This is a genomic window from Micromonospora cabrerizensis, assembly GCF_022230955.1.
GTDB classification, from domain to species: Bacteria; Actinomycetota; Actinomycetes; order Mycobacteriales; family Micromonosporaceae; genus Micromonospora; species Micromonospora cabrerizensis.
The window spans coordinates 82,530-96,362 of sequence record NZ_JAKKFI010000051.1 but is presented as its reverse complement, the minus strand read 5'-3'; the positions used below and the strand labels follow the sequence as shown (position 1 = coordinate 96,362).

General features: G+C 68.9%; 8 protein-coding genes. All 8 read left to right on the top strand.

Annotation, left to right across the window (positions count from 1 at the left end):
* The first annotated feature begins 90 nt into the window (after positions 1–90).
* Complete coding sequence (locus LADH09A_RS09655) at positions 91–660, top strand: DM13 domain-containing protein (protein ID WP_238644537.1); 570 nt, start codon at positions 91–93, stop codon at positions 658–660.
* Between the two features lie 466 nt (positions 661–1,126).
* Positions 1,127–2,482, top strand: coding sequence for a ricin-type beta-trefoil lectin domain protein (locus LADH09A_RS09650; protein ID WP_238644536.1), 1,356 nt, complete (start codon positions 1,127–1,129; stop codon positions 2,480–2,482).
* A gap of 106 nt (positions 2,483–2,588) precedes the next feature.
* Positions 2,589–2,726: a zinc-binding dehydrogenase gene (locus LADH09A_RS09645; RefSeq protein WP_238644535.1), complete on the top strand. Its 138-nt coding sequence runs from the start codon at positions 2,589–2,591 to the stop codon at positions 2,724–2,726.
* A 387-nt stretch (positions 2,727–3,113) separates the two neighbouring features.
* The gene (locus tag LADH09A_RS09640; RefSeq protein WP_274529286.1) at positions 3,114–5,906 is read left to right on the top strand and encodes an AfsR/SARP family transcriptional regulator; all 2,793 of its coding nucleotides are present in this window, start codon (positions 3,114–3,116) and stop codon (positions 5,904–5,906) included.
* A gap of 255 nt (positions 5,907–6,161) precedes the next feature.
* A complete protein-coding gene (locus LADH09A_RS09635) occupies positions 6,162–7,769 on the top strand; it encodes a serine/threonine protein kinase (protein WP_238644533.1) in 1,608 nt (535 codons plus the stop codon).
* 434 nt (positions 7,770–8,203) lie between these two features.
* Positions 8,204–11,149, top strand: a complete 2,946-nt coding sequence (locus tag LADH09A_RS09630) for a 3-keto-alpha-glucoside-1,2-lyase-like domain-containing protein (RefSeq protein WP_238644532.1) — start codon at positions 8,204–8,206, stop codon at positions 11,147–11,149.
* 176 nt (positions 11,150–11,325) lie between these two features.
* Positions 11,326–12,792 carry a glycoside hydrolase family 76 protein gene (locus LADH09A_RS09625; protein ID WP_238644531.1) on the top strand — a complete coding sequence of 489 codons (1,467 nt, stop codon included), beginning with the start codon at positions 11,326–11,328 and terminating at the stop codon, positions 12,790–12,792.
* Positions 12,793–12,966: 174 nt separating this feature from the next.
* Positions 12,967–13,806, top strand: a complete 840-nt coding sequence (locus LADH09A_RS09620; RefSeq protein ID WP_274529284.1) for an SAM-dependent methyltransferase — start codon at positions 12,967–12,969, stop codon at positions 13,804–13,806.
* Positions 13,807–13,833: the final 27 nt, after the last annotated feature.

The window sequence follows — 13,833 nt, the reverse complement described above, 5'->3', positions numbered from 1 at the left end:
AGGTGCGGAGGGGACCGTTGGCGCAGGCCGTAAGAGTTCCGAAAGGGTTGCGGCCAGCGTCGACGGCTGCGGTGGTCGTACTCTCCGGGCATGAGGACGTGGATTTTCCGGTCGCCGGTGGCGCGGGCCGGTCTCGCCGTCGCTGTCGTCGTGGCGGGTCTGACCGCCTACTGGTTCCAGCCGTGGAAGCTGTTCACCGATACGTACGTCGACGAGGCTCTTCCTCCGCCGGTGGTGACGCCGACCGCCACCATTCCGGTGTCCACGCCCCCGTCCCCCACGGCATCGGCCTCCACCCCGAGGGCCAACGAGGTCCTGGCCGCAGGCGCGTTCGTCACCCATGAGCACGAGACGACCGGCAGCGCCGAGATCGTCCGGCTCGCCGACGGACGCCACCAGCTCGTCATGAGGGACCTGAGGACGTCGAACGGTCCGGACCTGCGGGTGTGGCTGACCGACCAACCGGTCACCCGGGGCACGGCCGGCTGGCGGGTGTTCGACGATGGCAGATGGGTCGAGCTGGCACGCCTCAAAGGCAACAAGGGCAATCAGGTGTACGAACTGCCAGCGTCCGTCGACCCACGCGACTTCCGGAGCGTCTCCATCTGGTGCAAGCGATTCGCGGTCTCCTTCGGCGCGGCTGATCTCACGAGCGCCTGACCAGGCCACCGCCGACCAGGCCGTCCTCACCCCGGCCAGGTGCCGTGCGCGCTTCGGCGGTCGCGCCGTGACCGCTCGCCCTGCCGCAGACCGGACGGGTTCGCCGGGCCGCAACCCGCCGGACACGGCATTGACATCTTTCACTGTTCGATCTAGCGTCGAGGCGAATCGATTCGACGTCGAGCCAAGTGCTCCGGCACCGCTCACGATCGGTCACGTGGTGTTCGGGCGCACGGTGTGGGCCACCATCGATTCGACGACCGACTGGTCCTGCGTGGGCGGCGAGACCAGTGGCGGGGACCTGTGTCCATGAGCCGGCCGGGCCGTGGGCACACATCGCGTCTTCCGGAGTTTCGTCCGCAACGAGTGTGATCAGCGGGCGCGACCTCCAGTGGCGCGTCGTGGCGGTGTGGGGTCGCCGTGGACCCCGTCCAATCATTTCGTGTCGAGCGGCGGGAGCCCCATCATGACAAAACGCAGACCCATCCTTGGTTTTCTTGCGACGGCGGCGATCGTCGTCGTGACCGCGGGCGCGACGGCACTGGCCGGTGGCTTGAGCACCACCGCGTCGGCCGCGAACGTCGGAGCCGCCGCGGCAACCGCCGGGTGCGGCAAGGCACCCGGCCTGAACAGCGGCACCCACACCATCCAGAGCGGTGGTAAGAGCCGCAGCTTCATCCTTCGGCTGCCCGACAGCTACAACAACAGCTATGCCCACCGGCTGGCCTTCGGGTTCCACTGGCTCGGCGGCACCGCCAGTCAGGTCGCGGGGGGCGGAACCGACGGAGCCGCCTGGGCCTACTACGGCATGCTCTCCCAGGCGAACAACACGACGATCTTCGTCGCCCCGCAGGGCATCAACAACGGCTGGGGCAACTCCAATGGTGAGGACGTCACCTTCACCGACGACATGATCCGCACCATCGAGAACGCCCTCTGCGTCGACACCACACAACGGTTCTCGGTCGGGTTCAGCTACGGCGGCGCGATGAGCTACTCGTTGGCGTGTTCCCGCCCGACGGTGTTTCGTGCGGTCGCGGCAATCGCGGCGCCAGGGGCGATCAGCGGGTGCAGCGGCGGCACCCAGCCAGTGGCGTACCTCGGGATCCACGGTATCAACGACAACATCCCGAGCGGACGGTCGCTGCGCGACAGGTTCGTCCGCAACAACGGTTGTGCCGCCCAGAACCCACCCGAACCAGCGGCGGGCAGCCGGACCCACATCACCACCGCGTACTCCTGCCAGGCCGGATATCCGGTGGTCTGGGCCGCGTTCGACGGCGGGCACCAGCAAGGTCCAGTAGATGGGTGCGCCGGCTGCGAGAGCGGCGCGCGGAGCTGGGTCAAGCAGGAGGTGTGGCGGTTCTTCACCCAGTTCGGGTCGACCGTGCCGCCCACCACGCCTCCGCCGTCGACCCCGCCTCCCGGCCAGCAGAACGTGCTGATCGCGGGCGGCCAGTCCAGCCGTTGCATCGACATCCCCAACTCCAGCACCAGCAACGGCGCCCGTCCGCAACTGTGGGACTGCCACGGTGGCACCAACCAGCGCTGGACCCAGACCGCCAACCGCACCCTGACCGTCTACGGCAACAAGTGCCTGGACGCCAGCGGAGCAGGCAGCAGCAACGGCACCGCAGTCATCATCTGGGACTGCAACGGCCAACCGAACCAGCAGTGGAACCTGAACTCCAACGGCACCATCACCAGCGCCCAGTCAGGGTTGTGCCTCGACGCCGTCGGTTCCGGCACGGCCAATGGGACGCAACTGCACCTCTGGGCCTGCCACGGCGGTGCCAACCAGCAGTGGAGCACCCGCAACTAGTTCCGCGACGCGCACCGTCCATCAGGTCGCAGACGCGCCGCCCGGGTCCCCTGCCGGGCGGCGCGTGGCCGTCGGGCGGTACGGGTAGTCCGGCCATGCCGTACGAATGGGACAGTTCGCCGCTGCGGCTCGTGGCGAACTCCAGACCGTGGTGCACGAGGTCCCGCCGCTGGAGCAGGCGGTGGTGGCGCACCAGAAGATGGACGCGGGCGAGGTCTTCGGAAGGATCGTTCCGACCTCGTAGTCAAGGTGCGCGCAGGGTCCGTGGTGTGCGTCGCCATGCGACGACAGCACACCGACCCGGGCGTGCCGGCGGGGCTGCCCGCCCTGCGGTTCGGGTCGACGGTGGAGGTGGCGATCAGGTTGGGACCCCCCCACCTCCACCGACGGCTCCACTGTGGCGTCACCGACCGCGCAGACCAGCAACGGGGTAGCCCCTCTGGCCCATTCCCCCTGGCGTACGCGGTCGGCCCCCGATGGCCCACAGTTTTCCAGCAGGATGTTGGCTCGATGTTGGCTCAAGGTCAGGGCCAGTTTCTGTCGGATTAGCTGACCTCGGGACGCACGGCCCCCTGAGCGACGATCGGCGTGCCACGATCGGAGCCCGCGCCGAAACGTTCGGGGAAGAATCATGCGGTTCGAAGTCCTGGGCCCCTTGCGCGCCATCGATCTTTCTGGATCAGGGGTGGCGGCGGGCGGGCGTCAGCACCAGGTGGTGCTGGCGTGCCTCCTTGCCGCCAACGGGCGAACTGTCACGGATGGCACGTTGATGGAGACCCTGTGGGGGCACGACCCGAACGACAGTAAGCGCGTGGCACTACGGGTGCTCGTCCATCACCTGCGCCGCAACCTGGGCACCGAGTCGATCGTTCGTGCGACCGGTGGCTACCGCTTGATCATGGACGGCCACCAGCTGGACGCGAACGAGTTCGTGGTGCTTGTCGACGGCGCCGCACGCGACGAGGCGCGGGGCCGGCTCGCCGAGGCGCGCGACGGCTACCGGAAGGCGCTCCGGCTCTGGCGCGCGCCGGAGGCATACCAGGGCACCACCGACACCGAGCATGTGCGGGCCGTCGCCGACCACCTGGGCGAACAGCGTCTGACCGCCTACGAGAGCTGCGTGGACATCGAGCTCAGCTTCGGACTGCACCGCGAGCTGTGCGCCGAACTGTCGGCCTTGGCCGCTGAGCACGTGCTGCGCGAGCGCCTTCAGGCGCAGCTAATGCTCGCGCTTGCCCGCAGTGACCGCAGGGCGGAGGCACTGACCACCTACGAGCGGACCCGGCGCCTGCTCGCCGACGAGCTGGGTGCGGACCCGGGCGCACGCTTGCAACAGCTGTATGCCGCCATCCTGCGCGGCCCCGCACCAGCGGATACACCGTCTGCCGTTCCCGATGCCGCTCGGCCGGCGCAGCTACCCGCCCCACCCAGCGACTTCGTCGCACGTGACGACGAGCTGGCCGTCCTCGACAGTGTGCACACGAGGGCCGGTTCCGGCCCACGGCTCAGTCGCTCGATGGTCGTCACCGGTGCCGGTGGCATGGGCAAGACGGCCCTGGTCACCCACTGGGCCCATCACCACCGGCGAAGCTTCCCCGATGGGCAGCTCTATCTCGACCTGGACGGCGACGCTCCGGCGGCGGCGGCTCTGGCCCGAACCCTCGTCGATCTCGGCATCGCCCCGGACGATGTGCCACCGCAGGCCGAGGCCCGCGCGGCACAACTGCGCTCGCTGCTGTCCAGCCGAACGGTCCTGGTGGTGCTGGACAACGTGGGCACCGCCGAGCAGGCTCGACCGTTCCTGCCCGGTAGCGGTGACAGCCTCTTGGTGATCATCAGTCGGAACCGTCTCGACGGCCTCGTCGCCCGCGAAGGCCTGCACCTGCTGGTGCTCGCCCCGTTGCCCGCCGAGCCGGCCACCCGCCTCCTCCAGCGGACCGCTGGGTTGTCCAGGCCTGTGAGCAGCGACGTCCGTACGTTGGTGGAGCTGTGCCACGGAATGCCCCTGGCCCTCCGGATCGTGGGAGCGCACCTGCGGCTCGGAGCCCGGCCGGGCATCCTCGTGTCGGCCCTGAAGGATGAGCGCACCCGCATCGCCCGGCTCACCACGACCGATGGCGATGTCAGCGTGCACGCCGTCATCGCGGTGTCGTACCGGCGGCTGACGGCCCCGGAGCGTCGGCTGTTGCGCAGTCTCGGACTGTCGGCCGCCAGCGCGGTCCCGCTGGGTGCCGTCGCCGCACTGGCCGCTGTCATCTCCGGCACCGTGCTGACCGGCCTGATCCGCAGGCTCAGCGCAGCCAATCTCGTCGCCCTCGAAGCGGGTCGGGTCAGCCTCCACCAGTTGACTCGCATGTTCGCCCGGGAGCAGGGGCAGCGTGAGGACACGCCGGCCGATCGCGCCTCCGCGGAACGGCGACTGCTCTCCTGGTACGGGCGGGCAACTGGCGAAGCACAGCAACGCATCCGGCCGACGGCAGGCGGATCCGACGGTACGGGCGTCCCTGAACCTCTTCAGCTCTTCCTCCCTGACCTGCCCGACACGGCCACAGCCGTCAGCTGGGTCGACACCGAGTCGGACACGATCATCAAGATGATCACCGACCACGCTCAGCGGCACCCTGATCTCGTCTGGCCGCTCACCGCGAACATGCGGGGCTGGTTACAACGCCGGGCCAACCGGGACACCTGGATCGCCGTCACCGAGCAGGGGATCCAGGCCGCGGCCCTGGCCGGCAGCATCACCGGCGAGGCCACGCTGCAAGGGAGCCTGGGCGTGGCACACAGCCTCCTGCTGCACCGTGGGGAGGCCCGCGCCGCCTACCAGCGCGCCAGTGCGTTGTACGAACGTGGCGGTGACCAGGCCGGCAAGGCTGACACCGAGGCGAGCCTCGGCGGGATGCTGGTCGAGAGCGGGGAGCTTGACGAGGCACTCCCACCACTGCTGCGAGCCCAACACGCCGCGACCCTGCTGGACGACCCGGATCTCATCTTCAAGGTCGAACACAACCTCGGCCTCCTCCATCGTCGGGCCGGTCGCCAGCGGGCGGCACTCGATGCCTACACGTCGGCGCTGGCCGCGGCCGGCCGGTCCAGCAACCGGGACTGGCTGTCCGCGAGCGTCCACACCAATCTCGGCCGGCTGCATTTTCTGCGCGACGACGTGGACCTGGCCGCCTACCACTACGACACCGCCGTCGAGCTCGCCAGGAGCACTGGTGACCGGATGCGGGAGGCCTGGGCTCTGCACGGTTGCTCCGACGTCGCGGCGGCGCGACGAGACGCCCCGGCCGCCGTCGCGGCCATGCAGGAAGCCGTCAGCATCCTCGAGACACTGGGCGATCGTCGCCTCGACGAGATGCGCAACCTGCTGGCAGACCTGCTCTCGGACAGCACCGTCGGGCAGACGACGCCCGATCGGTAGACGATTCGGCACCGATCGCCCTGCCCCCGTACTCGAAAGGGCTTGGTGTGGGTGGCGGTGGTGTCCTTCGGCGGGCCCGGCAGTTTCGTCGCCCTCCACACCGGACCTGCGGCCTGCGTCGATGCCCCTCGTGGACGGCATCGACGGGGCTGCGTGGGCGGACGGTACGCTGCGGATGGCGTCGGAGTGACCTTAAGGGGAACGGTTGATAGGCGGATCGGTTCACACGGTGAACGCAGCCTGCGGGCATCCGGCGTGAACAACGGGCTGTTCCCTGGTGACCCGTCCCGGATCGGCGGGTACGACGTGCTCGGCCGGCTCGGCGAAGGTGGCATGGGAAGTGTCTTCCTGGCCAGGTCACCGCAGGGGCGACGGGTGGCGGTCAAGGTTGTTCGCTCGGAGCTGTCGGGCGACGACGAGTTCCGTGGCCGGTTCCGCAGCGAGGTGAACCGCGCCCGCCAGGTCCCACCGTTCTGCACCGCCGAGGTCCTCGACGCCGACCCGGACCACGACCCGCCGTACCTGGTGGTGGAGTATGTCGAGGGTCCCAGCCTGGCCCAGGTGATCCGGGAGCGAGGGCCGCTGGGCGCGGCGCAGCTGCACAGCATCGCGGTCGGGGTGGCCACCGCGCTCACCGCGATCCACGGCGCCGGGGTGATCCACCGCGACTTGAAGCCGGCGAACGTCCTGGTCGCGCCGGGCGGCATCAAGGTGATCGACTTCGGCATCGCCCGCGCGTTCGAGGCGACGAGCCAGCACACCCGGACCAACCAGATGGTCGGGACCGTCTCCTACATGGCCCCGGAGCGGATCGACACGGCGTCCGGCCAGCCAGTCGGTCCGGCTGCGGACATCTTCGCCTGGGGTGCCGTGGTCGCTCATGCCGCGACCGGCCGCAACCCGTTCGGCGGTGACTCCGCCACCGCCATCGCCATGCGGATCCTCACCCAACCGCCGGATCTGAGCGGGCTCGGCGGGACGTTGCGGGAGCTGGTCTCCCGGGCACTGGAGAAGGACCCGGCAGCCCGGCCCACCGCCCGGGAACTGCTCGACGCGTTGCTGACCGCAGCTGCGCCGAGGGGGGATGCCGGGCCTGCCCAACCCCTGGTCCTGACGTCGGCGCTGAAGGTCTCCCCCGCTGCCGGTGGCGACGGGCAGAGCACGCCGTCCCCGCTGGGCGCAGTCGACCGCACGGGCACGAGCCGGCGCCGCCGGCTCACCGCGTTGGGCGCCATCGCCGCGGTGATCGCACTGGTGGTGCCCGCCGCCGTGTTCGGCCCGCAACTGCTGCGAAACTTGTCCAAGCCGGACCCGGTCAGCCCGACCACGGCCGGTGGCCCGGCAACGGATGCGCCGACGCCCACGGCGGCGCCCACGTCGAAGACGACGACCGGGACACCTCCGCCGGCGGCCGACAGTACGCGCGCGATCCTGGCCGGACAGCGGCGAATCCTGGTACACGTGGTGGAGATCGACCGAGACCTCTCGTTGGTCCTCGGCGAGGCGGTCAGCGTCGGCGACGGGACCGGCCCGGATGCCCTCTTCGCGCTCGAGCCGGTCGGCGTCGACTACATGATCAAGTCATTGAACCCGGACGTCGTGCACCTACCGTGTCTCGGGGTCAAGATTGATGCAGATGGCGACAAGTCGCTGGTGAACACCGAATGCGAGATCAGCGCGGCGACCCTGTTCGGGATCTCTCCGGAGGGTAAGGACGACAAGGGGCGCACCTCCTACGCCATCGTGAGCGAGAAGTACGGCGTAGTGCAGTGGAGCCCGAGTCAGAAGAACATCTACGTGGAGTTCATGGGCGACGCTCCGCTCTCCACCACGTTCAGTCTGGTCGACCGAGGCGCGGTCTGACCACGCGGTGGCGCGGGGGTCCGGGACAGCGGGGTGCGACGCAGGTGGGCTCGGAGGCCGCGCCGCGAGCGGTATGCGCACCGCATTTCCGAGTGCCGGCCGGTTCGCCGCCCTCTGCCACGAATTGAAATAGCCACGCGGGACATCTTTTGCTCTGCTGAGCAGAAGTTGGCTCAGCGCCACAGAAACATCTAGACATCTAGATGAAACAATCCTAGATTGACCTCGCCAGGCAGCGGCGTGCCGGGCCAACCATCCTTGGATGACATCGATGTCATGGGTTGACCGGACACGTCGTTGAGCGGAATGCCGTGTCGGCGATCGTGCGTCGTTGTCCCGCTTCCGCTGGAGGAAATGTGTTCGCACCGCCCCGACGAGCACGCCTACCCATCACAGCTGCCCTCACCGCCGCGCTCGCTGTTGCCGGCCTGTCGATGCCCACGGCGGCATCCGCAGCCCCGCCCCCTCAGGAGCCCGGCGTCACGCTCCGGATCTTCGACCTGCAGACCTCACTCAGCAGCCTCTGCACGCTGAAGGCGGCGCAGACACCGAACATCGACAAGCTCATGCCGACGGTCAACTGGACCACGGCTGCCGAGTTCGGATTGGAAGACAACTTCCTGGCCCAGGTCCTCGGCAACGTCAACATCCCACAAGCCGGCAGTTACACGTTCCGTCTGACCAGCGACGACGGCTCACGTCTGCTGATCGACGACACGCTGGTGATCAACCACGACGGCCTGCACGGCGCGCAGCCGAAAGACGGCTCCATCAACCTGACCACCGGTTATCACTCGCTGCGGATCGAGCATTTCGAGGCTACGGGCGGACAGCAGCTGACCCTGCAGTGGCAGACACCCGGCTCGACGTCGTTCGTGAACGTGCCCAACTCGGTGCTGAGCACCGACGCCGGCGTCGTGCGGGTGACCGCTCCGGGCCGCAAGGAGTGCGAAGCCACCGGCGACTCGCCGGGCGACGGGCTGCCGTTGACCTCGGTGCACCCGAATTTCTCGCTGACCAATCTGCGACCTACCGGCTTCCAACCGAAGGTCACCGGGATGGACTGGCTGCCCGACGGCCGACTGGTCGTCTCCACCTGGGGTGGCAACGACCAGTCCGGTTCCTCGCAGGCCGGCGAGGTCCACATTCTCTCGAACACGGGTGGCAGCACCTCACCCGGGAACGTGACGACCAAGCGCATCGGCAGCAACCTCAAGGAGCCGATGGGGCTCAAGGTCGTCGACGGCGTCGTCTACGTCACGGAGAAGGCGCGGCTGACCAGGCTGGCCGACACCAACGGCGACGAGGTCGCCGACCAGTACCAGACGGTGGCGACCTGGCCCTACGGCGGAGGCTTCCACGAGTTCGCCTTCGGCCTGCTCTACCAGGACGGGTTCTTCTACGCGAACCTGTCGGTGGGCATCGACTACGGCGGCAACACCACGAATCCGCAGACGGCCGCCAACCGTGGGACGACGATCAAGGTCAACAAGGACACCGGTGCGGTGTCGTACGTGGCAGGTGGCCTGCGGACGCCGCACGGCATCGGTTGGGGCCCGGAGAACGGCATCTTCGTCACCGACAACCAGGGTGGTTGGCAGCCGTCCTCGAAGCTGGTGCACATCAAGCAGGGGCGCTTCTTCAACCACTACCTCAACCCGGCGGGCCCGTTCGACAACGCGCCGGTGACCCAGCCGGTGCTCTGGATGCCGCAGAACGAGATCGGCAACTCGCCGAGCACGCCGCTGCTGATGCCCACCGGCACCTACGCGGGGCAGTTCATGATCGGTGACGTCACCTACGGCGGCCTGCAGCGGGCTTTCGTCGAGAAGATCAACGGCGAGTACCAGGGCGCGCTGTTCCGTCTCACCCAGGGCCTGGAAGCCGGTGTCTCGGAGGTCAACCTCGGACCGGACGGCGCCATCTACGTCGGCGGGCTCGGGGCCGGCGGCAACTGGGGCCAGACCGGCAAGTTGAGCTACGGGTTGCAGAAGCTGACCCCGAACGGCGGCAACGCCTTCGACATGCTGGCCATGCGGGCGCTGCCCAACGGGTTCGAGATCGAGTACACCCAGCCGTTGTCCGCCGCGACTGCCACCGCCCTCGCGACCAAGTACCGGGTGAAGCAGTGGCGATACGTCCCGACGGCGGCCTACGGCGGGCCGAAGATCGACGAGGAGACCCTGTCAGTGTCCTCGGCGAGCCTGTCGGCCGACGGCAAGAAGGTCACACTCGCGATCAACGGCCTGAAGCCCGGCCGGGTGGTGCACATCCGCTCGCCGAAGCCGTTCGCGGCGAGCAACGGTCAGTCGCTGTGGAACACCGAGGTCTGGTACACGCTCAACGCGATCCCCGGTCAGGCCGTCGCCACCAACCTCGCCCTCGGCAGGCCGGCAACCGCCGACAGCTCCTGCGCCACCGCTGAGGGCCCGGCCAAGGCGGTCAACGGCACCGTCAGTGGGGGCAACACCGACAAGTGGTGTTCGCTCGGCACCAACAAGTGGATGCAGGTGGACCTCGGCTCCACGCAGAACGTCGACAGGTTGGTGGTCCAGCACGCCGGTGCCGGCGGTGAGGACGCCGCCTGGAACACCCGCGACTTCAACCTCCAGGTCAGCACCAACGGCACCGCCTGGACGACGGTCGCGAACGTCACCGGCAACACCGCCAGCACCACCACCCACGACATCACCACCACACAGGCCAGGTACGCCCGGATCAACGTCACGGCGGCCACGAGCACCACCGACGCCGCCGCGCGCATCTACGAGTTCGAGGTCTACAGCGCAGCCAGCCGGCTGGTCCTGTTCGACGGGTCCAACCTGAACAACTTCCAGCAGGCCAACGGCAGCCCGGCCACCTGGCCGCTCACCGGCGGCGGAATGGAGGTCCTGGGCGGCGACATCAAGAGCAAGCAGGCATTCGGCGACTTCAAACTGCACGTCGAGTTCTGGCTCCCGAACCTGCCGCCGGAGATCACCGGCCAGGCCCGGTCCAACAGCGGAATCTACCTACAGGACCGCTACGAGCTACAGGTCCTGGACTCCTTCGGAGACACGACCCCCGCGAACAACGAGGGCGGTGCCATCTACGAGAAGCTGGCACCGTCGGTGAACGCCGCCACCGCCCCGCAGACCTGGCAGACCTACGACGTCACCTTCCGCGCCGCCCGGTTCAACGCCTCCGGAGTCAAGACGGAGAACGCCCGGGTCACGGTCGTGTGGAACGGCGTCACCATCCACAACAATGCCCAGATCACCGGGTCCACCGGCAACGGGGCAGCGGAAGGCCCGTCAGCGGGACCGATCCGTCTGCAGGACCACGGCGACCCCGGCGCCAACATCATCTACCGCAACATCTGGGTGGAACCGATCATCTGATCCATCGCGGGCGGGAGGAGCGGGGCGGCGCCCCTCCTCCCGCCCGCTCGTTACGCGCGTCCCGCGAGACTGCGGACCGGCGGCGCGGGCCTCACGCAAGGGCGTGCGCCACCCGGCGAGCTGCGGACCCGTCCCCCACCATCCGGCTCAACGTCCTCCGTCCAAGGAGAGTCACGATGTCCGTCCCCATCTCCCGGCTCGCCGCGCTGCTGGCAGCGGCCATGCTCGCCGGGTTCGGCGTCACGGTGGCGCCCACCGCGGCGACCGCCGCTCCCGCCGCCCTGGCCGTGATCTGCAACCGGCACTGTGACGGTCGTGACGCCGCACTGGCGCCGTCCGACCGGGCCCCGGTCACCGCGACCATCTACGGTCGGCAGATCTCGCTGCACGTCAACGACATCGACGCCATGTCCTGGGCCGTCATCGGCAACGGCAACCCCGGCGACCAGAGCTGGCTTGAGCGCTCCTTCGACGGCGGTCGCACCTTCGTCGCCGACGGTCGACTGGGCCTGGCCCCGATACCCAGCGGGGTCCGCACCGGCCGTACCGCCATGTACAACGTGGACGACTGGGCCACCAGCCGGGTGGGGGCACTGCGCGCCTGCGGCAAGGCGGGTGACCGACCCGAGACGGCCTGCACCGCGTGGGCCCGTTCGACCTGGAACGCCAGCACCCGCCGGACCGCCGCCGCCACCGGGCTGATGATGAGCTACAACCTCGGCACCGGCCTGTTCGACACGACCGGCTGGTGGAACTCCGCGAACGCGCTCACCGCCGTGATCGAGAACATCCGGGTGAGTGGGATGGGCAGCTACCGGTACGCGATCGCCAACACCTACGACCGCAACGTCGACAAGTGGCTCGGTCAGTTCCGCAACGAGTACCTCGACGACACCGGCTGGTGGGCCATGGCCTGGATCGCCGCCTACGACCTGACCGGCGAGGCGCGTTACCTGGCCACCGCGCGCGCCGCCGCCGACCACATGAGCGCCTACTGGGACAGCCGGTGCGGCGGCGGCATCTGGTGGAGCACCGCCCGGGGCTACAAGGCAGCCATCGCCAACAGCCTCTACCTACAGGTGACCGCAGCGCTGCACAACCGCATCCCGGGCGACACCGCCTATCTTCAGCGGGCGCAGCAGGAGTGGGCCTGGTTCCAGGGCACCGGCATGATCAACAGCTCGAACCTGGTGAACGACGGGATCAGCCTGTCGACCTGCCGCAACAACGGCAGCGCCGTGTGGTCGTACAACCAGGGTGTGTTGTTGGCGGGGTTGACCGAGCTGCACCGCGCCACCGGTGACGCGGCACTGCTGACCCGGGCCCGGCAGATCGCGAACGCCGCCACCACCAGCAGCCAGCTCAACTCGGGCGGCATCCTTCGCGATTCGTGCGAGCCGAACAACAACTGCGGGGCCGATGGCGCGTCGTTCAAGGGCCCGCACGTCCGTGGGCTCGGCCAGCTCAACGCCGCACTCGCTGACCATCCGTACACCGGGTATCTCCGGACGCAGGCCGACACGGCGTACGCCAACAACCGCACCGCGCTCGACACCTACGGCCTGCGCTGGGCCGGACCGGTCGACGTCACCGACGCGGCCCGCCAGCACATCGCGGTGGACCTGCTCAACGCCGCCCCGTAGCCGGACGGGCACTCGGGCACGCTCTGCGGGCTGGTCGCGGTGTGGGCCTGAGCGGCTGCGGACGATGCTCTGGGAGCGATACCAGTCGGGGCGGAAATTCAGCCCTCCCGATCGCTACACTCGCCGCAACTCCGGCATCACCCGCAGACCCCGGCCTGCGCTGATCCCAACCGAATGGAGACGCCTGTGACCCGCGACAAGGCGGCACCCCCCGGCATCGACCCCAGCATTCCCAGCGTGGCCCGAGTCTATGACTTCTTCCTGGGGGGCAAGGACAACTTCGAGGTCGACCGGAAGGTCGCCGAGCACGCCCTGCGGATCACACCGGACGGGCCGGCAGCCGGTCAGGCGAACCGGGCCTTTCTGCGTCGAGTGATTCGCTTCCTCGTCGCCGAGGCGGGCATCGACCAGTTCCTCGACATCGGCTCGGGGCTGCCCACCCAGGGCAACGTGCACGAGGTCGCCACCGAGCAGAACCCGAAGGCTCAGGTGGTGTATGTGGACAATGACCCGATCGTCCTGGCACACGGACGGGCCCTGCTGGCCGCCGAGGGCACCGCGACGGTGATCCAGGCGGACGTTCGGGCACCAGAGGTGATCCTCAACCATCCGGACGTACGTCGGTTCCTCGATTTCGACCGGCCGATCGGGTTGTTGCTCTTCGCGATCCTGCACCACCTTGGTGACGACGAGGATCCGCGAGCGGTGGCGGCCGCACTGATCGACGCGCTGCCCTCCGGCAGCTACGTCGCGATCTCGCACTTCCGCGACCCGGCCGAGCGTGACCCGGAGGGCTCCCGCAAGGCCCGCGAGGTCGAGCGGGTCTTCAACGAGTCGCTGGGCACCGGCCGCTGGCGTACCGACGAGGAGATCCTGTCGTTCGCCGATGGGCTGACGCTGCTGGAGCCGGGGCTGGTGCCCCTGGCCGAGTGGCGTCCGGAGCCGGGTGCGCCCGGTCCACAGCAGACCGACACCTATCACACCTTCGTCGGGCTCCTCGCCCGCAAACCGTAGGCCCCGTCCTCCGGTGGGCACCATCGG

Excerpts from the sequence above, each read along its gene's own strand:
- LADH09A_RS09640 (WP_274529286.1), top strand. The coding sequence starts at position 3,114 with ATGCGGTTCGAAGTCCTGGGCCCCTTGCGCGCCATCGATCTTTCTGGA.
- LADH09A_RS09620 (WP_274529284.1), top strand. The coding sequence starts at position 12,967 with ATGGAGACGCCTGTGACCCGCGACAAGGCGGCACCCCCCGGCATCGAC.
- LADH09A_RS09645 (WP_238644535.1), top strand. The coding sequence starts at position 2,589 with ATGGGACAGTTCGCCGCTGCGGCTCGTGGCGAACTCCAGACCGTGGTG.
- LADH09A_RS09655 (WP_238644537.1), top strand. The coding sequence starts at position 91 with ATGAGGACGTGGATTTTCCGGTCGCCGGTGGCGCGGGCCGGTCTCGCC.
- LADH09A_RS09650 (WP_238644536.1), top strand. The coding sequence starts at position 1,127 with ATGACAAAACGCAGACCCATCCTTGGTTTTCTTGCGACGGCGGCGATC.
- LADH09A_RS09625 (WP_238644531.1), top strand. The coding sequence starts at position 11,326 with ATGTCCGTCCCCATCTCCCGGCTCGCCGCGCTGCTGGCAGCGGCCATG.
- LADH09A_RS09630 (WP_238644532.1), top strand. The coding sequence starts at position 8,204 with ATGCCCACGGCGGCATCCGCAGCCCCGCCCCCTCAGGAGCCCGGCGTC.